Annotated in this window: 38 protein-coding genes and 1 other RNA gene; 4 read left to right on the top strand and 35 right to left on the bottom strand. The window is 39.9% G+C overall.

Annotated features, from left to right (window positions below):
- Positions 1 to 7: 7 nt before the first annotated feature.
- The 34 genes from AAHM81_RS01415 to ssrA all read right to left on the bottom strand — a co-directional run bounded on the left by AAHM81_RS01415 (position 8) and on the right by ssrA (position 20,135).
- The gene (locus tag AAHM81_RS01415; protein WP_342265580.1) at positions 8 to 295 is read right to left on the bottom strand and encodes a septum formation initiator family protein; all 288 of its coding nucleotides are present in this window, start codon (positions 293 to 295) and stop codon (positions 8 to 10) included.
- 60 nt (positions 296 to 355) lie between these two features.
- On the bottom strand, positions 356 to 1,033 hold the full coding sequence (locus AAHM81_RS01420) for a hypothetical protein (RefSeq protein WP_342265581.1): 678 nt from the start codon (positions 1,031 to 1,033) through the stop codon (positions 356 to 358).
- Between the two features lie 276 nt (positions 1,034 to 1,309).
- Positions 1,310 to 1,738: a 50S ribosomal protein L17 gene (gene rplQ, locus AAHM81_RS01425; RefSeq protein ID WP_342265582.1), complete on the bottom strand. Its 429-nt coding sequence runs from the start codon at positions 1,736 to 1,738 to the stop codon at positions 1,310 to 1,312.
- A 246-nt stretch (positions 1,739 to 1,984) separates the two neighbouring features.
- A complete protein-coding gene (locus AAHM81_RS01430) occupies positions 1,985 to 2,968 on the bottom strand; it encodes a DNA-directed RNA polymerase subunit alpha (RefSeq protein ID WP_342265583.1) in 984 nt (327 codons plus the stop codon).
- 48 nt (positions 2,969 to 3,016) lie between these two features.
- Positions 3,017 to 3,625 (bottom strand): 30S ribosomal protein S4, encoded by a 609-nt coding sequence (rpsD, locus tag AAHM81_RS01435; protein ID WP_342265584.1) that lies wholly within the window; start codon positions 3,623 to 3,625, stop codon positions 3,017 to 3,019.
- Between the two features lie 32 nt (positions 3,626 to 3,657).
- Entirely contained in the window at positions 3,658 to 4,050 is a 393-nt protein-coding gene (rpsK, locus tag AAHM81_RS01440; protein ID WP_342265585.1) for a 30S ribosomal protein S11, read from the bottom strand.
- Positions 4,051 to 4,124: 74 nt separating this feature from the next.
- A complete protein-coding gene (rpsM, locus tag AAHM81_RS01445) occupies positions 4,125 to 4,502 on the bottom strand; it encodes a 30S ribosomal protein S13 (RefSeq protein WP_342265586.1) in 378 nt (125 codons plus the stop codon).
- 3 nt (positions 4,503 to 4,505) lie between these two features.
- The gene (gene rpmJ, locus AAHM81_RS01450; RefSeq protein WP_342265587.1) at positions 4,506 to 4,622 is read right to left on the bottom strand and encodes a 50S ribosomal protein L36; all 117 of its coding nucleotides are present in this window, start codon (positions 4,620 to 4,622) and stop codon (positions 4,506 to 4,508) included.
- A gap of 11 nt (positions 4,623 to 4,633) precedes the next feature.
- The gene (gene infA, locus AAHM81_RS01455; protein ID WP_114910315.1) at positions 4,634 to 4,861 is read right to left on the bottom strand and encodes a translation initiation factor IF-1; all 228 of its coding nucleotides are present in this window, start codon (positions 4,859 to 4,861) and stop codon (positions 4,634 to 4,636) included.
- Between the two features lie 157 nt (positions 4,862 to 5,018).
- Positions 5,019 to 6,311 carry a preprotein translocase subunit SecY gene (gene secY / locus AAHM81_RS01460; protein ID WP_342265588.1) on the bottom strand — a complete coding sequence of 431 codons (1,293 nt, stop codon included), beginning with the start codon at positions 6,309 to 6,311 and terminating at the stop codon, positions 5,019 to 5,021.
- Positions 6,304 to 6,762 (bottom strand): 50S ribosomal protein L15, encoded by a 459-nt coding sequence (gene rplO, locus AAHM81_RS01465; RefSeq protein ID WP_342265589.1) that lies wholly within the window; start codon positions 6,760 to 6,762, stop codon positions 6,304 to 6,306. The genes secY and rplO overlap by 8 nt, the downstream gene beginning before the upstream one ends.
- A 6-nt stretch (positions 6,763 to 6,768) precedes the next feature.
- Positions 6,769 to 6,948, bottom strand: coding sequence for a 50S ribosomal protein L30 (gene rpmD / locus AAHM81_RS01470; RefSeq protein WP_342265590.1), 180 nt, complete (start codon positions 6,946 to 6,948; stop codon positions 6,769 to 6,771).
- 7 nt (positions 6,949 to 6,955) lie between these two features.
- Complete coding sequence (rpsE, locus tag AAHM81_RS01475) at positions 6,956 to 7,471, bottom strand: 30S ribosomal protein S5 (RefSeq protein WP_342265591.1); 516 nt, start codon at positions 7,469 to 7,471, stop codon at positions 6,956 to 6,958.
- A gap of 5 nt (positions 7,472 to 7,476) precedes the next feature.
- Positions 7,477 to 7,830, bottom strand: a complete 354-nt coding sequence (rplR, locus tag AAHM81_RS01480) for a 50S ribosomal protein L18 (protein WP_342265592.1) — start codon at positions 7,828 to 7,830, stop codon at positions 7,477 to 7,479.
- Between the two features lie 54 nt (positions 7,831 to 7,884).
- Positions 7,885 to 8,436, bottom strand: coding sequence for a 50S ribosomal protein L6 (gene rplF, locus AAHM81_RS01485; protein WP_342265593.1), 552 nt, complete (start codon positions 8,434 to 8,436; stop codon positions 7,885 to 7,887).
- Between the two features lie 11 nt (positions 8,437 to 8,447).
- On the bottom strand, positions 8,448 to 8,852 hold the full coding sequence (gene rpsH / locus AAHM81_RS01490; RefSeq protein ID WP_342265594.1) for a 30S ribosomal protein S8: 405 nt from the start codon (positions 8,850 to 8,852) through the stop codon (positions 8,448 to 8,450).
- A gap of 196 nt (positions 8,853 to 9,048) precedes the next feature.
- Positions 9,049 to 9,318, bottom strand: coding sequence for a 30S ribosomal protein S14 (gene rpsN / locus AAHM81_RS01495; RefSeq protein ID WP_342265595.1), 270 nt, complete (start codon positions 9,316 to 9,318; stop codon positions 9,049 to 9,051).
- Positions 9,319 to 9,329: 11 nt separating this feature from the next.
- On the bottom strand, positions 9,330 to 9,884 hold the full coding sequence (gene rplE, locus AAHM81_RS01500; RefSeq protein WP_342265596.1) for a 50S ribosomal protein L5: 555 nt from the start codon (positions 9,882 to 9,884) through the stop codon (positions 9,330 to 9,332).
- On the bottom strand, positions 9,877 to 10,224 hold the full coding sequence (gene rplX, locus AAHM81_RS01505) for a 50S ribosomal protein L24 (protein ID WP_342265597.1): 348 nt from the start codon (positions 10,222 to 10,224) through the stop codon (positions 9,877 to 9,879). The genes rplE and rplX overlap by 8 nt, the downstream gene beginning before the upstream one ends.
- Positions 10,225 to 10,227: 3 nt before the next feature.
- Positions 10,228 to 10,596: a 50S ribosomal protein L14 gene (rplN, locus tag AAHM81_RS01510; protein WP_342265598.1), complete on the bottom strand. Its 369-nt coding sequence runs from the start codon at positions 10,594 to 10,596 to the stop codon at positions 10,228 to 10,230.
- A 2-nt stretch (positions 10,597 to 10,598) separates the two neighbouring features.
- Positions 10,599 to 10,853 carry a 30S ribosomal protein S17 gene (gene rpsQ, locus AAHM81_RS01515; RefSeq protein WP_342265599.1) on the bottom strand — a complete coding sequence of 85 codons (255 nt, stop codon included), beginning with the start codon at positions 10,851 to 10,853 and terminating at the stop codon, positions 10,599 to 10,601.
- Between the two features lie 5 nt (positions 10,854 to 10,858).
- Complete coding sequence (rpmC, locus tag AAHM81_RS01520; RefSeq protein ID WP_342265600.1) at positions 10,859 to 11,062, bottom strand: 50S ribosomal protein L29; 204 nt, start codon at positions 11,060 to 11,062, stop codon at positions 10,859 to 10,861.
- Between the two features lie 17 nt (positions 11,063 to 11,079).
- Positions 11,080 to 11,505 (bottom strand): 50S ribosomal protein L16, encoded by a 426-nt coding sequence (gene rplP / locus AAHM81_RS01525; protein WP_342265601.1) that lies wholly within the window; start codon positions 11,503 to 11,505, stop codon positions 11,080 to 11,082.
- A 39-nt stretch (positions 11,506 to 11,544) separates the two neighbouring features.
- Complete coding sequence (rpsC, locus tag AAHM81_RS01530) at positions 11,545 to 12,249, bottom strand: 30S ribosomal protein S3 (protein WP_342265602.1); 705 nt, start codon at positions 12,247 to 12,249, stop codon at positions 11,545 to 11,547.
- A gap of 27 nt (positions 12,250 to 12,276) precedes the next feature.
- Positions 12,277 to 12,663, bottom strand: coding sequence for a 50S ribosomal protein L22 (gene rplV, locus AAHM81_RS01535; RefSeq protein WP_342265603.1), 387 nt, complete (start codon positions 12,661 to 12,663; stop codon positions 12,277 to 12,279).
- A 9-nt stretch (positions 12,664 to 12,672) separates the two neighbouring features.
- Positions 12,673 to 12,939 carry a 30S ribosomal protein S19 gene (rpsS, locus tag AAHM81_RS01540; RefSeq protein ID WP_342265604.1) on the bottom strand — a complete coding sequence of 89 codons (267 nt, stop codon included), beginning with the start codon at positions 12,937 to 12,939 and terminating at the stop codon, positions 12,673 to 12,675.
- Positions 12,939 to 13,766 carry a 50S ribosomal protein L2 gene (gene rplB / locus AAHM81_RS01545; RefSeq protein WP_342265605.1) on the bottom strand — a complete coding sequence of 276 codons (828 nt, stop codon included), beginning with the start codon at positions 13,764 to 13,766 and terminating at the stop codon, positions 12,939 to 12,941. The genes rpsS and rplB overlap by 1 nt, the downstream gene beginning before the upstream one ends.
- A 184-nt stretch (positions 13,767 to 13,950) precedes the next feature.
- Positions 13,951 to 14,238, bottom strand: a complete 288-nt coding sequence (gene rplW, locus AAHM81_RS01550) for a 50S ribosomal protein L23 (RefSeq protein WP_342265606.1) — start codon at positions 14,236 to 14,238, stop codon at positions 13,951 to 13,953.
- Between the two features lie 3 nt (positions 14,239 to 14,241).
- On the bottom strand, positions 14,242 to 14,871 hold the full coding sequence (rplD, locus tag AAHM81_RS01555) for a 50S ribosomal protein L4 (protein ID WP_342265607.1): 630 nt from the start codon (positions 14,869 to 14,871) through the stop codon (positions 14,242 to 14,244).
- A 1-nt stretch (position 14,872) separates the two neighbouring features.
- Positions 14,873 to 15,505: a 50S ribosomal protein L3 gene (gene rplC / locus AAHM81_RS01560; protein ID WP_342265608.1), complete on the bottom strand. Its 633-nt coding sequence runs from the start codon at positions 15,503 to 15,505 to the stop codon at positions 14,873 to 14,875.
- 297 nt (positions 15,506 to 15,802) lie between these two features.
- Positions 15,803 to 16,255 carry a hypothetical protein gene (locus tag AAHM81_RS01565; RefSeq protein ID WP_342265609.1) on the bottom strand — a complete coding sequence of 151 codons (453 nt, stop codon included), beginning with the start codon at positions 16,253 to 16,255 and terminating at the stop codon, positions 15,803 to 15,805.
- A gap of 769 nt (positions 16,256 to 17,024) precedes the next feature.
- The gene (locus AAHM81_RS01570) at positions 17,025 to 17,582 is read right to left on the bottom strand and encodes a hypothetical protein (protein WP_342265610.1); all 558 of its coding nucleotides are present in this window, start codon (positions 17,580 to 17,582) and stop codon (positions 17,025 to 17,027) included.
- Between the two features lie 233 nt (positions 17,583 to 17,815).
- Positions 17,816 to 18,946 (bottom strand): protein phosphatase 2C domain-containing protein, encoded by a 1,131-nt coding sequence (locus tag AAHM81_RS01575; protein ID WP_342265611.1) that lies wholly within the window; start codon positions 18,944 to 18,946, stop codon positions 17,816 to 17,818.
- Positions 18,947 to 19,675: 729 nt separating this feature from the next.
- Positions 19,676 to 20,135, bottom strand: a transfer-messenger RNA (tmRNA) gene (ssrA, locus tag AAHM81_RS01580).
- A gap of 298 nt (positions 20,136 to 20,433) precedes the next feature.
- Here ssrA and rpmH point away from each other — a divergent pair.
- The 4 genes from rpmH to fabG all read left to right on the top strand — a co-directional run bounded on the left by rpmH (position 20,434) and on the right by fabG (position 25,744).
- Positions 20,434 to 20,592: a 50S ribosomal protein L34 gene (rpmH, locus tag AAHM81_RS01585; RefSeq protein ID WP_342265612.1), complete on the top strand. Its 159-nt coding sequence runs from the start codon at positions 20,434 to 20,436 to the stop codon at positions 20,590 to 20,592.
- Positions 20,593 to 20,655: 63 nt separating this feature from the next.
- Positions 20,656 to 21,060 (top strand): ribonuclease P protein component, encoded by a 405-nt coding sequence (locus AAHM81_RS01590; protein ID WP_342265613.1) that lies wholly within the window; start codon positions 20,656 to 20,658, stop codon positions 21,058 to 21,060.
- Positions 21,061 to 21,165: 105 nt separating this feature from the next.
- A complete protein-coding gene (locus AAHM81_RS01595; protein WP_342265614.1) occupies positions 21,166 to 24,549 on the top strand; it encodes an HD domain-containing protein in 3,384 nt (1,127 codons plus the stop codon).
- Between the two features lie 448 nt (positions 24,550 to 24,997).
- The gene (gene fabG / locus AAHM81_RS01600; protein WP_342265615.1) at positions 24,998 to 25,744 is read left to right on the top strand and encodes a 3-oxoacyl-[acyl-carrier-protein] reductase; all 747 of its coding nucleotides are present in this window, start codon (positions 24,998 to 25,000) and stop codon (positions 25,742 to 25,744) included.
- Here the strand turns inward: fabG and fabD are convergent.
- Positions 25,737 to 26,612: an ACP S-malonyltransferase gene (gene fabD, locus AAHM81_RS01605; protein WP_342265616.1), complete on the bottom strand. Its 876-nt coding sequence runs from the start codon at positions 26,610 to 26,612 to the stop codon at positions 25,737 to 25,739. The two genes, fabG and fabD, sit on opposite strands and share 8 nt — an antisense overlap.
- Between the last annotated feature and the right edge of the window lie 3 nt (positions 26,613 to 26,615).

A 26,615-nucleotide genomic window follows, 5' to 3' on the forward strand; every position in this document is an offset into this window, starting at 1 on the left:
CAATATATTACTCCCGTACAATAACATACAAATCTTCCTGCTCACGCTTCATATAATATTTTTCACGCGCAAACTGCTCTAGGAAATCAATGTTATGCATTAGCTCTTTTTTTGCTTCCTTAACCTGTTGAATCTGAAGGTTATAATCGACGACATCTGTTTGCAACTTTTGGCAACGTTTGTATAATCTATATTGTTCAAATACGTTTTGATCATCGAAAAAGAGCATCCATGCAGCGAACAAAATGGTTGCCATACAATAGGGATCTAACAATACTTTTTTAATAGACCGCATAGTGTTTTTATGCTGAATAATAGACCAAAATATTAAAAACCATGCTACATGCTTTTTAGGTTAAGCTGTTGCTATGATTTCGATAAACTCTTTAATCGCTTGAGCAGTTGCACTTCTCCCTACATGAACCGAGTTTTCAAAGGTTTCCAAATCACCTCCAGCTATATAACTATTGAAAGACAGGATGTAATGCCGGTCAATCGTATCTTTTAATTTCATGTAGCTTACAGTACAATGGTTATGCCCTGAATCTGCTAAAATCTCATCGTTATTGCTGCTTCCTAAGATAAATGCCATAAGGTCTAGACTCTCATCACTTAAGTCCATAAATCCTGCTTCCGATTTAGCCTCCCCGCTGTGTGCTACGATAAATGGCTTAAAGTATTGGTAAACAATATAAAAAATACGATATAAATCAATATATAGCAAATAAATTTTATGCCACGCTTTCTGCTGTTCTAAAGAAAGTTGCATAGGTAGTAGCTGAGAATCAGCGCCTATTCTTTTTAAGAAACGTGGGTAGATCAAATGTCCCTTTAGCATAGAGAAAATGCTGTTTTTTAACTGAGGCGCCAACGTTTGTTCATATGCCCCTATATCACTAAACTTACCTATATCTGGTCCTCCAGATAGAGGGTTATGATAATTGCCAGTCGCAGAACTACATTTAGTCCAACATCCATTTTGGAGGATACAACACAATAAAAAAAGGACGGTAATCGTAATGGATCTACGCATAATTTGATTGAGTTTGATGGATGGCACAAATTATGATGTATATCACTTTTTCTTCATAAGAAAACGGATAAAAAATCAAGCCATCGGTAAAATGTTGCGCCCCCACCCATTACAGATGGAAAAAACAGAAGATGGAGGCTAGTGCGCAATTTTTTACAGGAGCATTTTACTAATATGGCCATAGCGTTGAACACATACAAGCAGCGTAGATAAATGTATTGTGCTATGTTTTAACATTATGCTGCATAAAGCCAATATAGAAATTGGTTAATCTGCTTATGCTGTATCAACAGGTGTTTCTGCACTATCAGCAGCTGTTTGCGCTCCCTCATCTGGAACAATAACAGCACTGCTTTTCTTTCTTCTTCGTCGGGTTGCTTTAACGACCTTAGCTTCTTTTACATAGATATCGTTGTAATCCACTAACTCAATCATACACATAGCAGCATTGTCTCCAGCACGATTGGCTAATTTAATGATACGTGTATAGCCGCCTGGACGTTGCTCAATTTTTTCAACAATATGATTGAATAATTCTTTTACAGGCTCTTTATCTTGAAAATGCGCAAACACCATTCTTCTAGAATGGGTAGTATCTTGTTTGGCTCTGGTAAGAATAGGCTCAACAAATGAACGCAACGCTTTTCCTTTAGCTAAAGTGGTAACGATACGCTTATGCATAATGAGCGACTTAGATAAATTCATAAGCAATGCTTTCCTATGAGCTGCAGGCCTACCTAGCCGATTAATTTTATTTCTATGCCTCATTTCGTTTGTACTAAATACGACTTTTACTTAAAATCTACTGTGTGGCTATACTGTTGAACGGTATAGCCACATTACGAAAAAAAACGCGCCTTGTAAAAAGTTGCGATCAGAAAGTTTACCCTTAAAGGTGATCATACAATCAACTTGTTTGGATCTCAATGGGGGCTAATTTGCTAACAAAATCTACCCATCTAACCTATATTTAGAAAGATCCATACCAATTTTCAAATTCTTTTCTTCTAAAAGTTGATCGATCTCATCACGTGACTTACGACCAAAGTTTCTAAACTTCATGTTATCAAAGTCTTTCACCGTTACAAGGTCTTCTAAAGTCTCGATGCCTGCTGATTTCAGACAATTCAATACACGCGAAGAACACTTTAATTCACTAATGTGGGTCTTGAGACTCCTTTGCATGGCTACCGTTTCTTCATCTAGCATCTGAACGACCTCATCCTCTGGTGATTGAAGCGCAATTTCCTGGCCCGATAATAGGTTAAGGTGTTGAATCATTAACTTAGCAGCTTGCCGAATGCTCTCCTCTGGCGTAATGGAACCATCGGTTTTTACTTCAAAGGTCAATTGCTCATAATCTGTACGCTGCCCAACACGCATGTTCTCCACACGGTATTGTACACTTACAATAGGGGAAAAGATGGCATCAATAGCAATAAAATCTAAGGATGATCCTTTAGGCTTATTCTCCTCAGCTGAGAGATACCCCCTATGCTTCATTATATGGAATTCTATATCAAAACTGGCAGATGCATCGAGCCTACAAATGAGTAGATCTGGATTTAACACTTCGAAAAAAGGCGTAGCTTGCGCAATATCACCTGCACGGAATTCAGGTTTATTCACGTGAACCGAAATGATCGATTCACCGCCTTCTGCAATTTTCTTTAAACGAACCTGTTTGAGATTTAAAATAATCTCTACCAAATCCTCCTGTACACCTTCAATAGTAGAAAACGCATGGCGGACCCCAGGAATTTTAATGGCAACAATAGCGTGGCCTTCTAAAGACGATAACAATACCCGCCTAAGTGTATTGCCAATCGTGGTACCATACCCCTTTTCAAGGGGACGAAAACTAAAAATGCCATGTTGGGGATCAACCTTCTCCACAAATATCTTCTCGGGCATTTGAAATGCTAATGATGACATATAGAACCTTTGATTTGATTTTATTTAAAAAGAAAACTATTAGAAGCACTATTTAGAATGGAGCTCCACAATACTTCGCTCGTTAATTTCTTCTGGTATTTCAGAACGCTGTGGAAAAGCAAGAAACTTGCCTACCATCAATGTTGCATCCCACTCCAACCAACTATACTTATTGGATGGATTATTGGCTACATTTTGAACAATCAAAGCCATTTTTTCTGCTTTCTTTGCAATACCTATTGTTTCTCCAGGCTTTAAAGTATAGGAAGGAATATCAACTATTCCAGCATTAACTGTAATATGACCATGGGATACCATCTGCCTTGCCTCCCCACGGGTAGTAGCAATACCCAACCTGTAAACTGTGTTGTCTAAACGGGCCTCTAACCGCTGAAGGATTACTTCACCTGTAATGCCTTTGCTTTTAGCAGCTTTTTCACAAAGGTTCTTAAACTGACGCTGTAATAAACCATAGGTATATTTTGCTTTTTGCTGCTCTACCAATTGAAGCCCAAACTGAGAACGTCTTTTACGCCTTTTACCATGCTGCCCCGGCGGATAGTTTTTTCTTTGCAACACTTTATTAACAGACGAACCAAATATCGAACTATTGTATCTTCTTGCAACCTTTGCTTTTGGACCACGATATCTTGCCATACGCTATTTTCTTCTAATATAAATAAGTAAATTTATGGGCGCCTACGCTTAGGTGGCCTACAACCATTGTGCGGCAATGGGGTAACATCTCTAATAGACATTACTTCTAAAGAATGCTCTTGAAGGGTACGAATGGCTGATTCTCGCCCAATTCCTGGCCCCTTTACAAACACATTCACCCGCCGCAAACCCAACTCATGGGCAGCTTTTGCACAATCAGCTGATGCCATTTGAGCAGCATATGGCGTGTTTTTCTTAGATCCCTTAAAGCCCATCTTACCGGAAGATGACCAAGCAATCACTTGACCCGCTTCGTTTGTAATCGAAATAATCAGGTTATTAAAAGTAGCTTGAATATGCGCCTGCCCCTCTTTACCAACCTTTACAACCCTTTTTTTAACTTTATTTTTTCCTGTATTTTTCATAGTAATTTTCTATAGACTTTCTTTAAAATAGAAAAGAAAGCAAAAAAGCATACTAGCTAGCCGAAATGGCCTATCTATTTGGTAGCTTTCTTTTTATTAGCAATGGTTTTAGGTTTGCCCTTACGTGTTCTAGCATTGGTTTTGGTGCGCTGACCACGAACAGGCAAGCCCATTTGATGCCTATACCCTCTATAACATTTAATTTCAACCAATCGCTTAATATTCAATCGAATTTCTGATTTTAAATCCCCCTCTATTTTATATACCCCGCGAATGGCTGTTCTAATGGCTTTTAATTCATCATCGGTCCAGGTAGATACCCGCCGATCTTTATCTATTTGAACCGTTTCAAGAATTTTGTTTGCAGAACTTCTGCCAATTCCATATATATAGGTAAGCGCAATTTCTCCGCGCTTGTTATCTGGAATGTCTACACCTAATACCCTAGCCATATTCTACCCTTGTCTTTGTTTAAATTTCGGCTGCTTCTTGTTGATCACATACAATACACCTTTGCGACGTACAATCTTGCAATCAGCGCTTCTTTTTTTAACAGATGTTTTAACTTTCATAATTAGCGTAACTATTCGGTTGTTTTGTATCTGTGCACTATCCTGGCTTGCGTTAAATCATAAGGAGTCAATTCCATTCTAACGGAATCACCAGGAAGAATCCTAATATAGTTTTTACGCATCTTCCCAGAAATATGGGCCCTAACAATGTGGCCATTTTTAAGCGCAACCTTGAATACCGCATTTGGTAATGCCTCTTGTACTATTCCACCTTGCTCAATAGGAGGTATCTTAGCCATATTATCTTATTCTAATCTCTACTTTATCTTATTTTGATGATCATGCTACTTGCATCCTGCTGTAACGACCACAACCACCCCGTACCACAAGCAACGGCCCGCCCGGGGCTAATATACTAAATTTATTCCAGTAGCATTTACAACTTCACTCAAAAAATCACTTCATGCTAGCTCCTTTGTTAATAATTACTTCATATCGACGCATCAGCAAATAACTTTCAATTTGTTGAAGGGTTTCTAACATGGAGCTGACCATAATTAACAAAGAAGTGCCTCCGTAGAATCTAGAAAAAGGTAAACTTAAACCAGCCATAGCGGAAAAAGCAGGCAAAATAGCAATAATAGCCAAGAAAATCGCACCTGGAAGGGTGATCCTATCCAAAACGCCATCTAAAAAACGAGCGGTTGCATTGCCAGAGGTAACACCAGGAATAAAACTGCCCGCACGCTTCATATCTTCTGCTATTTGAACAGGATTTACTGTAATGGCAGTATAAAAAAATGTAAATACAATAATCAAAAAGGCAAACAAAAGGTTAAATAGCCAACTGGTAATATCTTGTAACATGCCGCTGATATGGGCCAGCCAGACAAACTTATCCTTCCAAAGGCCTAACAAAAACGAAATAGCCACAATCAAAAGGTTGGCAAATATAATGGGCATTACACCTGCACTATTGAGTTTAAAAGGTATATATTGACGCTGCCCTCCATATATGGTACTGGTACTGAGTTGCTTTGCATACTGAATAGGTACCCTACGCGTGGCTTGGGTAAAAGCAACTAGGGTAAGCACAATTAAAAACAATACAAATAACTCTAACACAAATAAAAACAGAGACCTGCTGCCACGATGAACAGCCTCCTGATATAGCGCGGCAGGAAAAGAGGATACAATACCCACCATCATTAACATGGTCACGCCATTACCAATGCCTTTATCTGTAATTTTTTCCCCCAACCACATACAAAATAGAGCGCCTGCGGTCAGAATTACAATGGAAATAAAAATAAAAAAAGTGCGGCTTATGGAAACGTTCCCGCTGCCTGTAGCAATGAATAAATACTGAAAGGACTGAAAAATAGCAATAAAAATAGTAAGCACGCGAGAAATTTGTGCAATTTTACGCTTACCCATTTCACCTTCGCGTTGTATTTTTTGAATTTTTGGCCAAGCAATGGACAAAAGCTGCATGATGATAGAGGCAGAAATGTAAGGGGTAACGCCCACTGAAAAAACAGAGACTTGACTCAACGAACCGCCCAAGAAACTATCAAGTAAACCAAATACACGCTTTGCATTACCAGAAATTTGCGAGACATCTATGCCCGGCAAGACAATAATACTACCTATACGGAAAAATGTCAAAAAGAGCAGCGTATTCCTTATACGAACCCGAAGCTCTTTTATCAAAAAAATATCCTTAATAACCTTAAATAGCTTATTCATATATAGGCAATATAGTAACTGCTCCTCCAAGATCTTGAATGGCTTGTAAAGCAGTAGCTGAACAACGATGGGCAGCTACAGAAAGCTTAAGGGTTAATCTGCCATCTCCCAATATTTTATATTTTTCATACTTGCCGATAACGTTATATTTCCTCAAGAACAAGTGATCAATACAAGAAACCTTATACTTCTGGGCTAATGCTTGCAAAGTAGAAAGATTCAAAGGAGTAAACTCAATGCGACTAGGACATTTAAATCCATACATAGGAATACGCCTTTGTAGTGGCTGCTGCCCTCCTTCAAAGCCAATTTTTCTTTTATAGCCAGATCTAGACTGTGCACCATTATGGCCACGGGTAGCTGTGCCGCCTTTACCAGAACCTTGCCCTCTACCGACCCGTTTTTTATGCTTTAAAGCACCAATTGCTGGTTTAAGTGTATGTAACTCCATAAAAAATTATATCTTTTCTGTAACCACTAAATGGTTGACTTTTGCCACCATACCCAATACTTGAGGAGTTGCTTCAACCACCACACGCTTATTGATGCGCCCCAATCCAAGCGCTTTAATGGTAGCTTTTTGGGATTTAGGACGTTTGATTAAACTACGCACCTGAGTAACTTGAATTCTTTCCATAACAACCTTATCCATTAAAGACTTTATCTAAAGAGATGCCACGCTGCTTAGCAATGGTCAAAGGATCACGCAGTTGCAGTAATGCGTTGAAAGTAGCCTTGACCACATTGTGTGGATTAGAGGAACCCTGAGATTTAGACAAAACGTTTTTAATGCCTACACTTTCTAATACAATACGTACACCACCACCAGCAATCACACCAGTACCAGAGGCTGCCGGCTGAATCAAAACATTGCCTCCACCATATTTTCCAACAGCACCGTGCGGAATGGTACCACGTAAAATAGGAACTTTAATAAGATTGCGCTTGGCTTCTTCCACTCCCTTGGCAATGGCATCTGTTAACTCTTTTGCCTTACCCAGTCCATAACCTACTACACCATCACCATTGCCTACTACTACCACCGCAGAAGAACTAAACCTGCGGCCACCTTCCACTACCTTGGTAACACGTTTAATGGCCACTACCCTTTCTTCAAGATTATATTCACTGGCCTTGAGTTTTTTACCACCTATTATCATTTTGACTAAAATTTAAGACCTTTTGCCCGAGCACCTTCCGCCAATGCTTTGACCTTTCCATGGTAAATATACCCAGAACGGTCAAATACAATGGTTGTAATGCCCTTAGCTAGTGCCTGCTCTGCAATGGATTTTCCCAACTCCATTGCTCCAGCAACATTATTTTTACCAATCTTTAACTTATATAAAGAGGAAGAAAGCAGTGTTTCGCCTTTATCATCATTAATAAGCTGTGCATACATGGAGGTATTGCTCTTAAAAAGAGAGAGACGTGGCTGTTCGAGCGTTCCATGCAAGCGCTTTCTAATTCTTTTTCTAACCTTGAGCCTCCTTTCTACCTTTTTATCCTTTACTTTCATCTTTTCTACTGGATACTAAATAGTTCAATTTATATTTAGACTTCTTTTGAAACGTTACTTCTTAGTAGACTTACCAACTTTACGTCGAATCTGCTCACCCAAGAATCTAACACCCTTACCCTTGTAAGGTTCAACTTTTCTCAAAGAACGAATCTTAGCAGCTACTTGACCCAACAACTGCTTATCCATAGACTCCAAATGAACCAATGGACTCTTTCCTTTAGGTAGCTCAGTGGTAACCGTAACTTCTTCTGGCAAAACCAGAACAATATCATGAGAATACCCTAAACTTAATTCTAGTAATTTGCCTTGCACATTGGCTTTGTAACCAACGCCAACCAACTCTAACGTGCACTTAAATCCAGTACTAACGCCTACGACCATATTATGAATCAAAGCCCTATAAAGGCCATAAAAGGCCTTGGATTTCTTAGGATCAACTGGTACTACCTGCACCAATCCTTGGGAAATTTCTACCATAATAGTTGGGTCAACGCGCTGCTGCAACACACCCTTAGCGCCTTTAACTTGTATAATCCCTCCATCTATGGCCGATACAACAACGCCCGGTGGCACATTAATGGGCTGCTTTCCTATTCTTGACATTTTTCCTGATTTTAGTAAACATAGCAAAGTACTTCGCCACCAACATGGGCTTTTCGGGCTTCTTTATCCGTCATAATCCCCTTGGAGGTAGATAGTATGGCTATACCCAATCCATTGATAACACTAGGCATAGCAGCAACAGTGGAATACTTACGCAAGCCTGGCTTGCTAACACGCTTCAGCTTTACAATAGCAGATTGCTTGGTAAAAGCATCATACTTGAGTGCAATTTTAATAATGGGCTGAACGCTACTGGGCCTAGAGACCACTTTATATCCTCGAATATATCCTTTTTCTTGCAATACCTCTGTAAGCTTCGTCTTGGTTTTTGAAGCAGGAATTTCTACAACGCTATGCTTGGCATGAATAGCATTTCTGATCCTAGTAAGATAATCAGCGATTGGATCTGTAGTCATAGTAATTATAATATTAACGAAATCATAAAAACAGGTATACTTCTTTTGAAATGCTAACTTCTGCTGGTAATTTGCTCGTCGATCCGGTGCTTAAATCCTCACGTACATCTAGTACGCTGCGGTTTTGCGCTCCGTATCTCCTACAAATTTCTCAGCATAAGCGCGTTTCAACAGAAGTCTATTTTAAGTTAAGTGGCTACCAACTTGCTTTCTCTATACCTGGCAACTTCCCCTCTAAAGCCCATTTTCTAAAGACCAGCCTGGAGACACCAAATTTTCTGATATATCCACGTGCTCTACCTGTTATATTGCATCTGTTGCGCAATCTAACAGGAGAGGCATTTTTAGGCAGCTTATCAAGCGCCATATAGTTACCTTGCTCCTTTAATGCAGCCCTTTTAGCAGCATATTTTGCCACTAAACACCTTCTTTTCCTATCTCTTGCTTTGACTGATTCTTTTGCCATAACCTTTTAAATTAATCTTGCTCCACATTAAAGGGCATTCCTAAAGCTTTCAAGAGTTGAAATGCAGCCTCATTGTTCCCAGCAGTTGTTACAAAAGTTATATTCATACCATTGATCTTGATCACTTTATCAATGCTAATTTCTGGGAATATGATTTGTTCTTGAATCCCAACATTGTAGTTGCCTTTTCCATCAAATCCAGTGGTACGCAACCCCCAGAAATTTCTAATCCTGGGCAATGCAATAGAGATAAACCGATCCAAGAACTCATACATAAGCCTTCCGCGCAAGGTAACTTTTACACCAATAGGCATACCTACTCTAAGTTTAAAGTTAGAAACTGATTTTTTGGCACGGGTAGGCACAGCACACTGACCAGTAATAGCCGTCAATTCTTCTATTCCAAGCTGAATGAGCTTTTTATTGGATACCCCATCACCTAATCCTTGATTGATACAGATTTTTTCCAATTTAGGGACTTGCATAGGAGAGGTATACCCAAATAAATTTTTAAGAGCGGGAATAACTTCTGCAAAATACTTTTCTTGTAATCTAGGCTTAAACATTTTGTATAAAATTTCCTGTTTTTTTAGCATACCGCTGGAGTGTACCAACTTCGTTGTGTTTTCTGCCCACACGAGTAGGTGCCCCACTGACTGGATCAATTAACATGAGATTGCTGATATGGATGGGAGCTGGTTCTTTATGGATGGCTCCCTTAGGATGTTGCGCAGAGGGCTTTATATGCCTGGCTACTATGTTCATACCCTCGACAACCGCACGATACGTTTTGGGAAACACCTTTAAAATAGTTCCCTCTTCATTTCTATGCTTTCCTGCTAAAATTTTTACGCGATCCCCTGTTCGAATGTGGATCTTGAGATGCTTTTTTATTGTCTTCTTCATGGTCTATAGTACTTCATCAGCTAAAGAGGCTATTTTCATAAACTTCTTATCTCGAACCTCCCTGGCAACGGGCCCAAAAACACCGGTTCCTTTAGGCTCATTGTTATTTTCGATTAAGACAATAGCATTGTCTTCAAAGCGAATGTAAGAACCATCTTTGCGCCTTACTTCTTTTCGAGTACGAACAACCACAGCTTTAGATATAGTTCCTTTTTTAAGGGCACTAGAAGGATTGGCTGTCTTTACCGTTACTACAATTTTATCACCTACATGGGCATATCGCCTACGCGTTCCACCCAACACGCGAATACAGAGGGCTGTTTTTGCACCACTATTATCGGCTACTTTTAGTATTGATTCCTGTTGTATCATCTTTATTTAGCTCTTTCTACGATTTCAACCAGCCTCCAGCGCTTCTTTTTACTTAAAGGACGTGTTTCCATAATCTTAACCAGATCACCAATGCTACAACTATTTTCTTCGTCATGTGCCATAAACTTGGTGACCGTTTTGACAAACTTACCATATACAGGGTGTATGGCCTTGGTATCTATTACAACGGTTATGGTCTTATGGGCTTTGTTACTGGTGACCCTTCCTACCTTTTCTTTTCTTCTATTTCTCAGCATGGTGATTACAATTCTAATGGTTGCGCAGGGCAATTATTCTGAGCTGTTTTTAGTCTTGCAATGCATTTCCTGGTTTGCCTAATTTTCATAGGATTCTCAATGGGAGAAACCGAATGGGCAAACCTTAGCTTTACTAAATAATCCAACTCTTCCTTTAACTTATCGTTGCACTCTTTAGAAGAAAGTAACTGAATGTCTTTATACTTCATTTCGTTTTAAAAACTTATTATGCAGTTGGGTGATAGTCTCTGCGCACTACGAAATTGGCCTTAATGGGCAACTTATGGATGGCCAAACGCATGGCGCGCTCGGCTACCTCCCTAGGAACACCATCTAGCTCAAAGAGAATTCTACCAGGCTTTACAACCGCTACAAAACAATCTGGAGCCCCTTTACCCTTACCCATCCTTACTTCAGCCGGTTTCTTGGTTAAGGATTTATCTGGAAAAATTCTATTCCAAACTTGCCCTTGCCGTTTCATTTCTCTTGTAATGGCAATACGCATGGCTTCAATTTGCCGCGCCGTAATATAGGAAGGTTCTAAGGCCTTCAGCCCAAAGGTACCAAATTCTAATGAATTTCCCTTCATGGATAAGCCCTTTATTCTCCCTTTCTGCGTTTTTCTGTAACGTACTCTTTTTGGTTGTAACATTTTAGTGATGTTAATACTGATACAAAAATGGACATCTAACTATTTCCGCTCTCTGGAAGAGAGAATGGCTTTCTCGCCTGCCCTACTTGGTTTACCTGCTGAACGGTTCGGCTGATTGATGGCTACATCACCTCTAGAAATCCAGACTTTAATACCTATTCTACCATAAATGGTGTGGGCTTCTACAGCTGTATAATCTATATCATTACGAAGCGTATGCAGCGGAACAGAGCCCTCTTTGAATTCATCTGACCTGGCCATTTCTGCACCATCTAACCTGCCGGAAACTTTAATCTTAACGCCTTGCGCACCTGAACGAATCACTGCAGCTATACACTGCTTCACCACCCGCTTATAAGGCATGCGACCTCTAATCTGTTGGGCAATTTGCAAAGCAACCAGTTTGGCTTCCAAGTCTGGCCTTTTAACCTCGACAACATTGAGCTCAACCTCTTTTTTAGTAAGCTTTTTAAGCTCTTCTTTTACCTTATCGACTTCCGCACCTGACTTTCCAATCACAATACCTGGACGGGCAGTTCGAATGGTAACAGTAATTTTTTTACCCGCACGTTCTATAAGAATTCTAGCAACGCTAGCTTTAGCCATTCGAGCATCTAGATAGGTACGTATTTTTTCATCTTCCATTAACTTTTCTGCATAGGAAGTTTTTGATGCAAACCAACTAGAATCTGGCTTTCGAATAAAGCCAACTCTAAAACCGACGGGATTAACTTTTTGACCCATTGTAGTATTATTTCGTCTATAGTATGGTTAGGTTATGGTATCTGTAGCGACCTGGTGGGGCACATCAGCAAAATATGCTCCACTATCTACCACAATCACAACATGGCTAGATCTTTTTCTAATCCTATGTGCTACACCCCTTGGTGCGGGCATAATTCTTTTGAGCATACCTGCCCTATCCACGGTAATGCTTTTTATAAAAATTGGAGCCTCTTCCAAATCAGCCCCATAATTATTTTGCCAATTTGAAATAGCAGAAAGCAAGAGCTTTCTGAGTTGCACAGCAGCCTGCTGCGGTTTGCTCTGTAAAATCGCCAATGCCTTCACTACACTTTTACCCCTAATAAGGGCTGCCAATAGCCCAACCTTACGGGCAGATATAGGTAGTTTTCTTAACTTTGCGGTTGCCTCCATGGTTCAAATTTATCTTTTTTTAGACGTATGGCCTTTAAAATTTTTTGATAAGGCAAACTCACCGACCTTATGGCTTACCATTGATTCTGTAATAAAAACGGGAATAAATTTATGACCATTGTGCACGGCAAGAGTATGGCCGACAAAATCTGGCGTAATGGTTGACCGTCTCGACCAGGTTTTGATTACCGTTTTTTTACCAGATTCATTGAGCATATCTATCTTATGTTGTAGATGGTGGGCCACATAGGGTCCCTTTTTTATAGATCTACCCATTACTTTTTCTTTTTACTAATGATCAGTCTAGCAGAATATTTATTGCGGTTTCGGGTCTTTTTACCTTTTGTATACAACCCTTTGGCAGATCTAGGATGGCCTCCAGAGGCTTTTCCTTCTCCACCACCCATTGGGTGATCAACAGGGTTCATTACAACAGCCCGAACACGTGGCCTTTTACCCAACCAACGGCTTCTGCCTGCCTTAGCAATGGTAACATTATCATGGTCGCTATTGGAAACAGATCCAATAGTAGCCATACAATGGGCCAATACCAACCTCCTTTCTCCAGAAGGCAACTTAATGGTCACATACCCGCCACTTTTAGAAAGCAATTGCGCATATGACCCAGCACTTCTGGCCAACGCAGCCCCACGTCCAGGCGCCAATTCAATATTATGAATAATGGTTCCCAATGGGATATCCTTCATTTCCATAGCGTTACCTGGATCTATTGAGGCATTTGAGCCTGCTACCACCTTAGCCCCAACCTTAAGCCCCTCTGGCGCTATAATATAACTTTTTTCCCCATCTACATAATGCAATAGGGCAATATATGCTGTACGCATGGGATCATACTCAATCGAGTGTACAAATGCAGGGATGTCCAATTTCCTTCTCTTGAAATCAATAAGACGAGCCCGCCGCTTATGCCCCCCTCCTCTATGGGGAACGGTAATTCTACCCCGATTATTGCGACCTCCCGTACGTTTGGTCTTCACTAAGAGTGACTTCTCCGGTTTACGCGCCGTAATAACGGTAGAAAAATCTGGCGCTATTCTAAAACGCTGACCAGGAGTGGTTGGATTAAGTTTCTTTAATGGCATAACTAGATCAACTAACAGCTACAAAATTCAATATATTTTTTCGAAACCGGCTTCTGCTGGTAATTTACACGTCGCCCCGGTGCTCAAATCCTCACGTACATCTAGTACGCTCCGGTTTTGCGCTCCGTGTCTCCTATAAATTCCTCAACATAAGCCGGTTTCGAGAGCAGTCTCATGCAAAAGGTTAGAAACTATTATAAAACTCTATAACATCTCCCTTCTTAAGGGTTACAAGTACTTTCTTGTAAGAAGCTCTTTTTCCTTTCATAACGCAGGATTTGGTATGCCGCGTTATGGATTTACCAGCATAACGCATGGTATTAATTTTATCCACTGTAACGCCATAAAAACGTTCAATTTCTTTTCGTATCTGGTGCTTACCTGCACGGTCATCTACAATTAGACCATATACACCATGCTTATTCAGTGCCGATACTTTTTCGGTTACTAAGGGTTTTTTTAAGATACTCATCTGTTATTGTGTCAATTTTTCTACTATAGACCCTATAGCACTCTCCATGATCAACAACTGTTTTGCCTGCAACAGGTCATAGGTATTGACATGATCTACACAAAGTACTTTTGTTTGCTTTATATTCCTACTGGATAGCAGAATGTTTTTATCTACGCTAGGCAAGATCAACAATGTCTTCTTATCAAGAAAAGACAAATTTTGCAACATACCTAAGTAGTTTTTTGTTTTAGGCGTCTCAAAAGAAAAGGACTCTAAAATGGAGATATGACTGGTCTTAGCTTTATAGGTAAATGCAGATTTTCTAGCCAACCTTTTTACCTTACGATTCAATTTAAAACTATAATCCCTTGGTCTTGGACCAAAAATACGACCACCTCCTCTGAATAAAGGGGATTTGGTATCACCCGCTCTAGCGGTACCTGTACCTTTTTGTCTTTTAATTTTTCTTCTGGAACCGCTTACTGCGCCACGCTCCTTTGACTGATGGGTCCCTTGCCGTTTACCTGCCAGAATAGACCTTACATCCAGATAAATGGCATGGTCGTTTGGCTCAATACCAAAAACCTCCTCTGGCAATACGACAGAACGGCCTGCCTCCTCCCCTGTATATTTTAATACTGATAGGTTCATTTTACTTCTCCAAAATTACATAACCATTATTCGCGCCAGGGACTGCTCCATGGAGTACGATCAAATCTTTTTCTGGCAACACTTTGATTACCTGCAGGTTTGCCACCTTAACCCTATCACCACCTGTTCTTCCCGCCATACGCATTCCCTTGAATACGCGAGATGGAAAAGAAGCCGCACCAACAGAACCAGGCGCTCTTTCTCGATTGTGTTGACCATGAGAACGTCCACCCACCCCACTAAAACCATGTCGCTTTACCACACCTTGAAAGCCTTTACCCTTGGATGTGCCCACCACATCTATAAACTCACCTTCTGCAAAAACATCTTCTATACGAATCACCTGACCCAATGTTATCTGTTGCAAGAGCGCTTCATCTTCGCATCTAAACTCAGCTTGCTTGTGCTTGGGCGTGGTAGCAGCCTTGGCAAAGTGGCCTATAAGGGATTTGGTCGTATTTTTTTCTTTTTTATCGTCATAAGACAACTGAATAGCCTGATACCCATCTGTAGACCTTGTTTTAAGCTGCGTCACCACACAAGGACCTCCTTGAATAACGGTACATGCTTTCTTTTGACCTTTACTATCATAAATACTGGTCATCCCAATTTTTTTTCCTATGATTCCAATCATGGCTTAACATTAATGGTACCCACTCAATCGCTCCAAAACTAGCAAAAAAAACCAGGAAGGATATACAGCGAGAGGGCAAATTTAAATAAAAATACAAGCCGAATCAAGAGATCGACTTTAAAACCCCACCCCATCCAGGATGCGCGTGATCCAAAGATATAAAAAATAATGAACAAAGAAAAACATCAGCACAGAGCTGGCTGCGCCAGTTTATATTTAATGGTATTGATGTCAATACCATTAAATATAAAGCACCATAATGGGTGCTGCTGTTCCCATTATGGTGCTTCTGTAGTACTACCTAGTACTATTGCCCCATTTCCTATTGCCCTCGTCTATCGCATTAGTAACATTAGACTCGAGCTGGTCTAGGTATTGAGGATTTGTAGTGGTATTTATGTTTGATGGTATAGTACTTTCATTCCCACTGGTTGACATGAGCGGTGCAATGGTAGTTATATTACCATCATTATTCATACCCGGATTAAGTTCATTTCCTCGCAATACCGTATATATGCCATATATGCCCCCTATAGTGATACCAGCCAATCCAAGGCCTACAACCCCTTTTACCCCCTTAGCGATGTACGGGTGTCGGTGCTCAAATCTGTTCCAGTTACCCCCGGTCCAGCCCATTTTCTCCCTCATACTATGTCCACCTAGTTCTTGATTCGTATTGACGCAAGAAGAGAAGATATTAAAGCTTAATAGACCGATACATAGGCCTATCTTATGTATATGCGTTTTCATAGAATTTACCGTTTTAATTTATACGTTATTATGTTTAATTACCACTACTAATCAGCATTAGTTTCAATACATATCCCACAGTCTATCCATATTGGTCTATTTTGCTTGGCCTCTTAATAAGGAGAAAAACTTAATGAGTCCTATAGGCCTAATGGATAAGAGGAATTTTATTGAAAATGAAGCTAATGTTATTACATAAAGGAACAAAAAAATACATACAACTCCAAACATCTGCAACTCAAAAACACAACATCTATAGAAGGCTGTATTCGGGATAGATTTGTTTCATGAATAGGGTTCCTATTTGGTATCTGTTCCACAAATAAGGCTAACTTAAGGGCAATATATTATTTTATTATGGCAGCTGTGTTTATAGATCGTTCATGTGCCCTCCGCTTATGCGTTCGATCAATGGCGCGGGCTTAAGAGATAAATATTATTGACTATTAAATGGAACAGCATTTTTTACATGGAGTATTGGTATACGCAGCACTTATGGCCACCGATAAAAAATTTGGCGCGCAGTAACATTAATGAAACAACCTACTTACCAGCGGGGAAATTATAGACCTCAGCCCGCTACGCGGGCTTCAAGCGAGCAGCTGGTTTTCTGATTCACTGAAAAACAGATTTTTCAAATACTACAGGTGACTGAAGCGCTAAATTCCCTTATCGGCGGTCACAATATAATAGTTTATTATTCTATCCATTTAGCCTTTTAACAATACGATCCCAAAACAAGAAAACGCCCCTGGTGAGCGCATGCGCACTACAACATAGCCTCTAAATAGCCTTCTGGGAGTTGTACGGTAACCTGCTGTGTTACTTCATCTATGTTTACCAGGAATGGCTTACCATAAGGAATCAATAACTCTTTTCCATGATGGTTTACCGCCATCATATACTGATCTCGTACGCAATATATAGCTTGTATGATACCAAGCGGACCCACCACAACCTCTTGAACCAAACCATCTACCAGGCTATAAGGCAGTGCAGCTTTTGTCCATTTAGGCTTAAGGGCTAGGGGAAGAAATAGGGGTAGGTTACGGAGGGCATAAGCCTCCGTTTTGGATCGAATAAGTGCTAATCGTATAATCGTTTTGGCTTCCGTAGTTATACTATGCTCAATGCAATAGGGTACCTTTACGTGATCTATTTCTACAAAAAGTGCGGGTAGCTTCATGAGCTCAGTATGGTCTAGTGGGTATACAAATGAAGCTACTAGACCGCCCTCTGTTCCAGTTGGTTTTTTAAATGAACCAATTTTGAAATATTGCTCATTTTGAATAGATTGGTAAAAAAGTTCTATGGGATATAAGGACATAAAAGAAATTTGTTTCCTGCTTTTTTCATATCCACTCACCATTGTGGCAGAAAATGCGTTTTTTCTAGCTTTTCACGAAAATTTTAACCAAAATTAGGCGTTTACGGTAAAATAACTATCCTAAAACAGGCCGAAAAGTAAATTTTAGCCACAATGGTGAATAGATACGCTCTATTTAATAATCAATAAAACATGCTCCTTAAGTTGACAGCATTGACTGAATGGAATATCAATCACTTTAATATAGCAACAAGCACAGTTATGTCGTCTGGCTTACCTCTAGGGGTTTTCGAATTTTCGTATGCTTTTACTGTTAGAGCACGCGCGATATCCCTTGCGATTTCTTGTATAGACTTTTTAGAAGGATCACATCCGACGACGGTGTCAGAGACAGTTGTACGAATTTTTTTGGAACTGACGTTATCAGACAGACCATCTGTACCCATAATAACAATATCCTCTTGTTGTATTTCGAATGACAGAGAAGCACAACGATCTTTTGTATATTCGGCACAAGGATATTCTGCTTGACCACTACCCATTACTGCTTTACGTTTTTTATATTCTTCATATTCTTTTTTATTAACACGCATTGATATTGCACAAGGCCAATTCTCACCATGCATTGTTTCTTCAGATTTATAAGGATCCTCATAACCATCTTTATCCTTGCGCAAGAGCATCATGGAAGAGTCCCCTATATTGACAACTACGCACTTACCTGCATGGTAATCTATCTTTACCAAATTAAACGTGGTCGCAGCCCAATTCAATGCATATGGCTCACCATTGTTATTTTCTTGACTTAGCTTATATTCGTCTTCTGTCAACTTTCCTTCCTTGAGTTCTTTCTCATTTCTTTCTTTCTCCGCTTCGAGGCATTTTTTTAACCAATCTGGACATATCTCCTTACAAGCACTATCAATCTCTTCTTCTGTGGATTCAGGATTAGATGGTTCGATAATCTGCCCGATTAGTTCGCGAGATAAAGTGGCTGAGTCTCCCCAAGCCCCTCCAACACCATCTGCGACAGCGAGTATGGCTTTACTCTCTTGTACATTAAAAGCAGCAGCATCTTGTCCAAATTGACACACGGATTTATTTTCTGCCATAACCTTTATGTCACTATCCTGTCCGGATTCATCGACTCCAGCTATTGCTATAGCTCCAACCCTTACACAACCAGTAGTAGTTGGTCTGATATCGACACCTGAAGAACATGCACCCTGAGCATCTTTATTTCCATCTGGATACAAACCAGATGCAGATAAAACCTGACAGCTGAAATGCAAAAAGCAAAGAAGCATTAGCCCTGCAAGGTACATGGAAACTTTTTTAATATTAAAGGATGATAGAGACACCATATTGAGTAATTAGTTTAATTAGGAGTTTAATTAGGAGTTTAATTAGGAGTTTAATTAGGTTAAATACAAATAAGTAAGATTACAGCAACTTTGTTAGCATGCCTATTTTCAAAAAGACATCTTTAAGTTAAACTTTAAATTAGATAAATGCCAGAAAATTAACTACGAAATTTTTTAAAAAAAAGCAAATAGACCAGTTGGTAATTTAACTAATTATTCAGCATACTCACACCATTGCCTGAACAGACAATGGCGCGGACTTAAGAGATAAATATTATTGACTATTAAATAGAACAGTATTTTTTACACGGAGTATTGGTATACGCAGTACTTATGGCCACCGATAAAGGAATGCAGCCACAATAGCCTTTCTTATTATTGTCAGCCCTGCGTCTCCTTCGATAAAAAATGGCGCTCTAGTAAAACACGAACACCTGAGCGATATCTTTTTCAGCGGATTAGAAAATCGTCTGTGTGAAGCCCGCTTGCGGGCTGAGTTCACGATTTTCCCGCTGAAAAAGATATCGATTCAGCTATTTACTATCGGGCCAGACTTTTTATCGAAGGAGATATGGGGCCCAGACACAGGCGTGTAATGAAGTTTCTTAAAAAACTAGAAAAAATGCGTTTTCAACCACAGTGCTGAGCAAAAAAAATAAGACAAATTCCTTAAACCCACACCATTGCCTGAACAGATACCTTTTTACAGGCAACGCCCTTTTGTCACAAATGTGGAGCTGGAGGGAATCGAACCCTCGTCCGAACAAGAAAACCACAACGCTTTCTACATGCTTAGTCACTGTTTATTGTCGGCACAACCAAGGTCAGCAACACACCTGATGTTACGCTTATGCGCGCTTATAATTTATGCCACCATCACGCCCCTGATGGCACTAGCCCTATGCATCGATGCCCCTTATGCTGACCCCATAGAACAAAAACCAGCGGGACAAATTCCCCTTAATCTATCGATTAAGCAGCTAGAAGCATTGCACCTTCTTCTCCTTCTTCATCCTCGTTTTCATTTTTTCTTCGAGTTTGAGAAGCAAAGGTAACGCTCCAGCGGGAATTGTTGATTACAGCTAAGTTGCCGTTTATCTACTATGTAAGTTTTATATGAGAGGTAATACTTACAACACCTCGCATGCTTACATTGGATTTAACCTTCCCGTCAATTCCAGTCAACCCCAATGTGTTGTTAAATCCCTAAACAATATAGGTACATGCCAATTTAATACTATTTATTCGCACCACAAAATACTAAACAATGCTTTCTTGTAAAGAAGTTTACAACTATAAGCGTTCTTTTCTAAAACGATACGTGGCATCATTTGGATTCTACCATAGATTTACATACCTTGCCAAAGCAAATCTGTAAGAGATTACTCCGTATTGGAGTGTGCTCCAGGGGGCTAGTGCAACAGAGCCCCTAGCAGAAAGAAATATAAAAGCAAAAGTTTTGTTTATCTATTAAGATTATTCATACTATGAAAAGAACATTTCAACCATCACTTAGAAAAAGAAGCAATAAACATGGTTTCAGAGAACGTATGTCCACTGCTAATGGCCGTGCAGTATTGGCCAGAAGGCGTGCCAAAGGAAGGGTCAAATTAACCGTTTCTGATGAACCTAGGCACAAGCGCTAATAGGCTTTTTTGAAGCGCACCCATGCTTTTCAAAAAACCTAATATTGTCTTTTGCGACTGGATATGGGACAAAACAACCTGCCCAAGTGTCATAGACTAACCAACCGGAAGTATATAAAAATGCTTTTTCAGGAGGGCAGCGTTGTTAAGTTATACCCCTGCACTGTCTTTTACCTACAAAAAAGCAAAGAACTGTTTTTATGCAATCAAGTTCTTTTTACTGCCTCTAAACGGCACCTCCGTTCTGCTGTACAGCGTAATAAAGTGAAGCGCTTGCTGAGAGAAACCTACCGTACCAATAAAAATATACTAGAAGATACTTTAGCTACCACCCATTCTAAATTTGTCTTTTTAATAGGATATGTGTATACTGGAAAAAAGGAAGAAATCCACTATCCTATTTTAAATAAGACTGTTATTAAATCGTTGCAACATTTTAGCGCTTTGCTAAATAAAGAACTAGTTTAGTGGTTTTTTGCATAGCACCTATTGCTGTTTCGCATGGTTCTAATAATTGAAGTCCTGCTGTTTCTTATATGGAAAATTGGACGGGTGACTGTGGGGTAAATCCTTATGCAAACACATTTTTCAGCAATATTGACAGGACCGGCAATGCATATGGACAGTCTTATTTTTATTCTTTTCTTATTGATTAGCCTGCTTGTTGGCATCCGTTCCACTATGCATGCTACTATCCAAACTACTCGCTTTGCTACCGCTCATATTATAACGGCCATCTTAGCCATAACCTATGGTGGAGAAGTGTTGTGTTATCCGTTCCATATAGGTGGCTTACTAAGCTTGACAGGCAGTGCGATGAGCTATTTTATAATAGGTACGCTGCTGGCACATCGCTTGCATCTTTTTTTAAATAATCGTTCAGTCGCAGAAATAATGGGGCAACTCTATGGCAACTCTATTCAAAAAATTGTAGCCATATGTGGTATATGTTATAGTGTTGCCATAGCTGCCATACAGTGCAAACTGTTGGGAATGGCGCTATGCTGGTGCTTTGCTATGCCAGCAGACTATAGTCTGCTTATATCCATGTGCTTGATAGTTTGTAGTATTGGATCTAATACTATCCAATCGTTAGCACTGGCCAGTGTGGTGCGTTGTGCTGCTTTTGGTCTATTGTTGCCCACCATCGCTTGGGCTTTATGGAAAGGTATGGTAGCGCAATATAATGCTGATCCAATCAACCTTGCACTAGCCGTTAAGCGCTCCTGGCATAACTTGATCCATAGCCATGGTACGCCACTGGGCTGTATGGCTTATTTTGTCGCTTTTGCCATACCTGCTTTCTACCCTGCTCAGGTAACACCTATTTTAATGGCCCAAAATGCCACCCAAATAAAACGCTCCTTGAATGGAGCTGGTTTTTTCTCATTAAGCATCAACTTACTTTTGCTATGGGTTGCGTTGTTGGCACAACACCATTCTGATAAATGGATGCTATCGGCCATTGCTCTTGCTGGTGGTTACACAGGGTTAAAAGGGCTCTTTATGGTAGGTGTTGCTGCTTTAACCATCTCTACAGCAGGCGCAAACTTGCATGCCGCCACGGGTTTAATGACCAATGATCTGCCAAACCTGTTTAAAGGGACTAAAAAGCCCATTATCTGTCAGATTATAGTAGGGATAATGGCATTACTTCTTGTACAATACACTCAAGGACAAATGATGTGGAAGGCCATTGTTTTATTTAAATCCGTTGTAAGTCTACCATTACTACTTGCTTTAATTGGTATTTCCTTGCATCCATACGCCGTTTTAATGGGTATGCTAGCAGGTGGCATAACTGGTATGGCTCGATTCTATTTTGTACCTCATGAAGGTGTGCATAGTTTACTCCCAGCCATTATGATGAACCTACTGACTATGATGGGTATGCAACTTTTGCAAAGCAAGCAAAAAACAAATCCACCCGACATAACCAATGGATTAACAGAAGAACCAATGGTTACGCCACCATCATTATGGAGGCGGTGGTGTAGATATATTTGCATAAAGCACTTTAATCTTTGGAACTATCTACAATTACCTAAGGACAGTTTACCTTACATACTTTTTAGCTTTTATATACTCCTAACAGGTTATGGTGCTTTGTATACCTTTTCCAGCAACCTGATATGGGATACTAGATTAGAGGCACTTATCCTTTTCCCCAGCCTCTTTGTTGCCACATTTTTCTTAACCTACACTTCTATTTCACCCCCACCATATGTTCGTAAAGTTGCTGCAATAATATGGCCTTTAAGCCATATTTATTTTCTTTTTTTGATAGGTACTGGTATGGCTATGCTGAGCAAATTTGCTCATTTACATGACATCATTTTGATATTCAACCTCTGCTTATCTATATTTATTAGCCCATTGATCGTGCTATTACTGGGATGTGTATTGAGCGCAGGAGTAGTCTGGGTCATCCTCCACTATATGGATTGCAATAACACATTGATAACCTGCTTCTTAGATCTAAACCTAAATATCATCTATGCAATATTGATGTTATTCGTTTTCGTTGGTGGCCTGCTATACTACAATCGAGCCTTAAACAAACGTTTAGCTATCATACAAGCGTTAACCAACGAACAAGAAGAGCAAAATGGAAGGCAATTTTTTAATAAACAACAAGTAGAAGCACTGGCTTACGAAAGTAGCTATATCATATCTCAACTGAATCATCAGTTGATTCGATTAGAACAGTCGAAAGAAGCATTCTTTGCTTATGCAGATCAAGCCATTAGGCTAAAAAAATATTTTAACAGCATTTTTCAACACCTAAAACACAATCTTCATTTAGTGACCAATTGGATTAGTATTGATCAACTATTAGCTCAATGTTTCGATTCCATAAAAATTAGCAATATATATGATACACCATATGTAATGATCCATACCAAACACCTCTACATACAGTGTGCTATAGAAAATATCAAAAATCTAATTATCAGCAGTTTATACTCCTGCAGCACACATGAATCTTTACATAGTACCCAAAGAAAGGATATCTATATGTATATAGATGATACACAATTAGGCTATCGCCTTACACTTTTACAAGGAAAATTACAAAAAATCAATGCAATCAGCTTTGTCATCACCACTGCCATACAGCCACCTGCCATACGTCCGATCTACAAAGTAGCAGAAATGGCAGACATTCAAATCTTAGATGAAAATAAAGAAAAAATAGATTCTGAGAACCAACATATTGTACATGCACATTATGGTTACTATGAGCGGCTTTGTTCTGAGGCAGAAATCACTCATTTATATGTAATACCTGTAAATGTGAAAGAGATCACTAAAGCATTTGCTACGCTTTCGCCTGTTGTCTATACACAAAAGATGGTATTAGACCCAGTCAATATGAAAGAAGAAACAGCTTTTCTAGAGCGGGTTAAAAAGAAAAAAGGCATCCATCTTGATGCAGTGATGGATGCATTACAACTCATTAAAGTGTATTATACCACACAAAGGAGAAAAACAGGAGAATTATTTTATTTACACCCGATGGCAGTAGCCTCTATTTTACTGACTATAACGGACGATTCTAGTGTGATTATTGCTGGATTAGTCCATGACATCATACAAAACACACCCTTTACAGAAGCAGGCTTAACAACCCTATTTGGCGCTTCTATTACACAAATTGTATTGACTGCAGCCTGCTTAGAAAAATTATTACCCCACCAAAAAGAAGATTATGCCACCTATATCAAACAGATTATGCGTAGTAAAAATCATAATGCCCTGCTGGTTAGGCTGGCAGACGTGCTACATAACGCAAGAACCATTTCTGGACATACTATTGAAAAACAGATAGAAAAATCAAAACTCATTCAAACATTTTATCTACCATTAGCCACGCAATTACAACTAGTCAATATAGCCCACGAGCTGGCATTACATAGTGAAAAGGTATTACACCTGGCTATGGTAAAGGATTAGTGATTTCTTTTAAGCAAGAAACTTGTATGCTATTTTTTTCTTGATAAAGTGCCGTGGAGAAAGGTGATGCCACGTAAAAATTTTACCATTAATGCTGTTGACTACTTTCAAGAAATAGAAGCGCATGACATGGAAGTAAATCGTTGATCTGTGTGGATGCTGCCGCTTATATTCCGCAACAGGAGATTTTTGAAAATATGCCGAAGCCTCGCTCTAATTAGCAATTGCTATAGTCCATTTTCTAGTCATATAATGGCATTACCAGCTTAGATATAACCGCTTTATATCTAGCATTTTTCTTGTATAATGCATACAAATTAAGATATTAGGGGTATTGTGGCATTCCGGTAAAGGAATGAGGCGTTTTTACTATACGCTAAATTTTATATCGGCAGCTATAAGCAGAAACCACCATTGGATGATTGGTCAGTTAGTAACATTTTTTATAATGCATTTAAAAGGAAAAAAAATATTTATTACAGGTGCTTCACGAGGCATTGGCAAGGCGATTGCACTTAAACTAGCAGCAGCAGGGGGAGATATTGCTTTCACCTATTTTGGATCTGATTTGCAATCTGTACAAGCTACAGAAACAGCATTACGTAGCTTTGGGGTAGCGGTAAAGTCCATCCATGCAGATGCCTCTGATTTTAAAGCTACCCATAAAGTCGTAGAAGATGTGGTAGAGACATTTGGTGGATTAGATGTATTGATAAACAATGCAGGCATCACTAGAGATAACTTACTGTTACGCATGGGAGAAGCCGATTGGGATACAGTATTAAATGTAAATTTAAAATCTGTTTTTAATACCGTGAAGGCATCGATAAAAACCTTCCTCAAGCAACGTAGTGGTTCTATTATCAACATAGCATCTATTGTAGGCATTAGCGGCCATGCCGGACAAGCCAATTATGCTGCCTCCAAGGCGGGTATCATTGGTTTTACCAAATCCATTGCTTTAGAGTTAGGCAGCAGAAACATACGTGCCAATGTTATTGCACCCGGCTTTATAGCAACTGCCATGACAGATCAACTTGAGGCCTCACTCCAACAGGAATGGGTTCAAAAGATTCCACTTAAGCGCGTGGGCCTTCCAGAAGATGTAGCGGAGTGTGCGCTCTTTTTGGCTTGCGATGCATCCAGCTACATCACAGGACAGGTTATTCAGGTAGATGGGGGGCTGCTTACATAGCTTCTATAGCTAACGCAGGGGCTATTTTTCGGGTTAACCCTTGTAAAACAGCTCCTGGCCCGCATTCAACAAATGCTGTAATCCCATCCGCTATCATATGGTTAATGGTTTTGGTCCAATAAATAGGTGCCACAAGCTGTTGGATTAGGTTTTCCTTGATGGTTTGCGGATCGGTAACAGCCTGTCCAGTAACATTTTGATAAATGGGACAGATGCCTTTAGAAAAGGAGATCGATGAGAGTACCGCTGCAAGACTTTCCTGAGCATGCACCATCAGCGGAGCATGAAACCCTCCTTCTACTTGGAGTGGTATTACCTTGCGCGCACCTGCTTGGGTTAAAGCTGCCATGGCCAACGCTACCCCCGCCTGACTTCCAGAAATAACCAACTGCCCTGGACAATTGTAATTAGCTGGTACCACTACTTCTTGCGTAATGGTTGCACAAATTTCTTCCACCACCTCATCCCTAAGACCAAGTACAGCAGCCATGGTCCCAGGACAAAGCTGACAAGCTTGCTCCATCGCTTTAGAACGGACAGCTACCAGATGCAGCCCCTCTTCAAATGGCATCACGCCACTGGCTACTAAAGCTGATATTTCGCCTAAAGAATGGCCTGCTACAGCCGCTGGATGAAACGAATCACTCACCAAGGCTGTAACAACTGAATGTAAAAAAATAGCAGGTTGCGCAACCGTAGTTGCTTTTAAAGCCTCCTGGGAGCCTTCTAGCATCAGGTAAGTCAAATCCATATCTAAAATATGGTCAGCTGTTTCAAACATTTGACGTGCTTGCCTGCTATGGTGATAGAGCACTTTGCCCATCCCTACATATTGACTCCCTTGACCAGGAAATAAATAACCTTTCATATA

The sequence above is a fragment of the Cardinium endosymbiont of Philonthus spinipes genome (assembly GCF_964030745.1).
In the GTDB taxonomy this organism is placed as follows: domain Bacteria; phylum Bacteroidota; class Bacteroidia; order Cytophagales; family Amoebophilaceae; genus Cardinium.

Bases quoted from the DNA above. Each gene is read 5' to 3' on its own strand.
- AAHM81_RS01415 (WP_342265580.1), bottom strand. From the start codon at position 295: ATGCGGTCTATTAAAAAAGTATTGTTAGATCCCTATTGTATGGCAACC.
- AAHM81_RS01420 (WP_342265581.1), bottom strand. From the start codon at position 1,033: ATGCGTAGATCCATTACGATTACCGTCCTTTTTTTATTGTGTTGTATC.
- rplQ (WP_342265582.1), bottom strand. From the start codon at position 1,738: ATGAATTTATCTAAGTCGCTCATTATGCATAAGCGTATCGTTACCACT.
- AAHM81_RS01430 (WP_342265583.1), bottom strand. From the start codon at position 2,968: ATGTCATCATTAGCATTTCAAATGCCCGAGAAGATATTTGTGGAGAAG.
- rpsD (WP_342265584.1), bottom strand. From the start codon at position 3,625: ATGGCAAGATATCGTGGTCCAAAAGCAAAGGTTGCAAGAAGATACAAT.
- rpsK (WP_342265585.1), bottom strand. From the start codon at position 4,050: ATGAAAAATACAGGAAAAAATAAAGTTAAAAAAAGGGTTGTAAAGGTT.
- rpsM (WP_342265586.1), bottom strand. From the start codon at position 4,502: ATGGCTAGGGTATTAGGTGTAGACATTCCAGATAACAAGCGCGGAGAA.
- rpmJ (WP_342265587.1), bottom strand. From the start codon at position 4,622: ATGAAAGTTAAAACATCTGTTAAAAAAAGAAGCGCTGATTGCAAGATT.
- infA (WP_114910315.1), bottom strand. From the start codon at position 4,861: ATGGCTAAGATACCTCCTATTGAGCAAGGTGGAATAGTACAAGAGGCA.
- secY (WP_342265588.1), bottom strand. From the start codon at position 6,311: ATGAATAAGCTATTTAAGGTTATTAAGGATATTTTTTTGATAAAAGAG.
- rplO (WP_342265589.1), bottom strand. From the start codon at position 6,762: ATGGAGTTACATACACTTAAACCAGCAATTGGTGCTTTAAAGCATAAA.
- rpmD (WP_342265590.1), bottom strand. From the start codon at position 6,948: ATGGAAAGAATTCAAGTTACTCAGGTGCGTAGTTTAATCAAACGTCCT.
- rpsE (WP_342265591.1), bottom strand. From the start codon at position 7,471: ATGATAATAGGTGGTAAAAAACTCAAGGCCAGTGAATATAATCTTGAA.
- rplR (WP_342265592.1), bottom strand. From the start codon at position 7,830: ATGAAAGTAAAGGATAAAAAGGTAGAAAGGAGGCTCAAGGTTAGAAAA.
- rplF (WP_342265593.1), bottom strand. From the start codon at position 8,436: ATGTCAAGAATAGGAAAGCAGCCCATTAATGTGCCACCGGGCGTTGTT.
- rpsH (WP_342265594.1), bottom strand. From the start codon at position 8,852: ATGACTACAGATCCAATCGCTGATTATCTTACTAGGATCAGAAATGCT.
- rpsN (WP_342265595.1), bottom strand. From the start codon at position 9,318: ATGGCAAAAGAATCAGTCAAAGCAAGAGATAGGAAAAGAAGGTGTTTA.
- rplE (WP_342265596.1), bottom strand. From the start codon at position 9,884: ATGTTTAAGCCTAGATTACAAGAAAAGTATTTTGCAGAAGTTATTCCC.
- rplX (WP_342265597.1), bottom strand. From the start codon at position 10,224: ATGAAGAAGACAATAAAAAAGCATCTCAAGATCCACATTCGAACAGGG.
- rplN (WP_342265598.1), bottom strand. From the start codon at position 10,596: ATGATACAACAGGAATCAATACTAAAAGTAGCCGATAATAGTGGTGCA.
- rpsQ (WP_342265599.1), bottom strand. From the start codon at position 10,853: ATGCTGAGAAATAGAAGAAAAGAAAAGGTAGGAAGGGTCACCAGTAAC.
- rpmC (WP_342265600.1), bottom strand. From the start codon at position 11,062: ATGAAGTATAAAGACATTCAGTTACTTTCTTCTAAAGAGTGCAACGAT.
- rplP (WP_342265601.1), bottom strand. From the start codon at position 11,505: ATGTTACAACCAAAAAGAGTACGTTACAGAAAAACGCAGAAAGGGAGA.
- rpsC (WP_342265602.1), bottom strand. From the start codon at position 12,249: ATGGGTCAAAAAGTTAATCCCGTCGGTTTTAGAGTTGGCTTTATTCGA.
- rplV (WP_342265603.1), bottom strand. From the start codon at position 12,663: ATGGAGGCAACCGCAAAGTTAAGAAAACTACCTATATCTGCCCGTAAG.
- rpsS (WP_342265604.1), bottom strand. From the start codon at position 12,939: ATGGGTAGATCTATAAAAAAGGGACCCTATGTGGCCCACCATCTACAA.
- rplB (WP_342265605.1), bottom strand. From the start codon at position 13,766: ATGCCATTAAAGAAACTTAATCCAACCACTCCTGGTCAGCGTTTTAGA.
- rplW (WP_342265606.1), bottom strand. From the start codon at position 14,238: ATGAGTATCTTAAAAAAACCCTTAGTAACCGAAAAAGTATCGGCACTG.
- rplD (WP_342265607.1), bottom strand. From the start codon at position 14,871: ATGAACCTATCAGTATTAAAATATACAGGGGAGGAGGCAGGCCGTTCT.
- rplC (WP_342265608.1), bottom strand. From the start codon at position 15,505: ATGATTGGAATCATAGGAAAAAAAATTGGGATGACCAGTATTTATGAT.
- AAHM81_RS01565 (WP_342265609.1), bottom strand. From the start codon at position 16,255: ATGAAAACGCATATACATAAGATAGGCCTATGTATCGGTCTATTAAGC.
- AAHM81_RS01570 (WP_342265610.1), bottom strand. From the start codon at position 17,582: ATGTCCTTATATCCCATAGAACTTTTTTACCAATCTATTCAAAATGAG.
- AAHM81_RS01575 (WP_342265611.1), bottom strand. From the start codon at position 18,946: ATGGTGTCTCTATCATCCTTTAATATTAAAAAAGTTTCCATGTACCTT.
- rpmH (WP_342265612.1), top strand. From the start codon at position 20,434: ATGAAAAGAACATTTCAACCATCACTTAGAAAAAGAAGCAATAAACAT.
- AAHM81_RS01590 (WP_342265613.1), top strand. From the start codon at position 20,656: ATGGGACAAAACAACCTGCCCAAGTGTCATAGACTAACCAACCGGAAG.
- AAHM81_RS01595 (WP_342265614.1), top strand. From the start codon at position 21,166: ATGCAAACACATTTTTCAGCAATATTGACAGGACCGGCAATGCATATG.
- fabG (WP_342265615.1), top strand. From the start codon at position 24,998: ATGCATTTAAAAGGAAAAAAAATATTTATTACAGGTGCTTCACGAGGC.
- fabD (WP_342265616.1), bottom strand. From the start codon at position 26,612: ATGAAAGGTTATTTATTTCCTGGTCAAGGGAGTCAATATGTAGGGATG.